This window comes from Mesorhizobium sp. YIM 152430, assembly GCF_029210365.1.
Lineage (GTDB): Bacteria > Pseudomonadota > Alphaproteobacteria > Rhizobiales > Rhizobiaceae > Aliihoeflea.
This window is the reverse complement of sequence record NZ_JARGES010000007.1, coordinates 1-505: the sequence shown is the minus strand read 5'-3', so window position 1 is coordinate 505 and position 505 is coordinate 1. Positions and strand designations below refer to the sequence as shown.

Annotated in this window: 1 protein-coding gene; it reads left to right on the top strand. The window is 61.0% G+C overall.

The window, feature by feature from the left end:
* Positions 1–84: 84 nt before the first annotated feature.
* A partial coding sequence (locus PZ895_RS00585; RefSeq protein ID WP_345803511.1) for a terminase large subunit occupies positions 85–505 on the top strand: 421 nt, incomplete at its 3' end.

The window sequence follows — 505 nt, the reverse complement described above, 5'->3', positions numbered from 1 at the left end:
TCGCGCCGCTGGCGAACTTGGCCTGACACCGGCTTCGCGTTCGCGCGCCGTAATGTCGGCATCCGATGAGGATGACGACTTCCTATGAGCACGCTCGTCATCCGCCCTGAATTTCTGTTCGACGGTTCTGTCATCGAAGACACCTTTGGCGATGGCGAAAAGGCCGTGCAGTGGCTTCGTAAGAACCGGCACCCGAAGAACCCGGCACCCGGTCATCCCTTCCATTTGGACGAATGGCAAGAACGGATTATCCGCGCCATCTTCGGGCCGCGTAATCCCGATGGCACGAGGATCATCAAGAAAGTCATCGTGCAGCTTGGGCGCGGCTCGCGAAAGACGGCGCTCGCCGCCGCGATCGTCCTGCTATGCGTCTTCGGCCCTGAAAAGATTCCCGGTGGCCTGATCCAGTCGGCCGCCTATGCGCGCAAACAGGCACGCGAGCTTTTCGAGGAAGTCGCGCTGATCGTGTCGCAAGATCGCCGCTACAAGGGAACGGCGAGCGTCC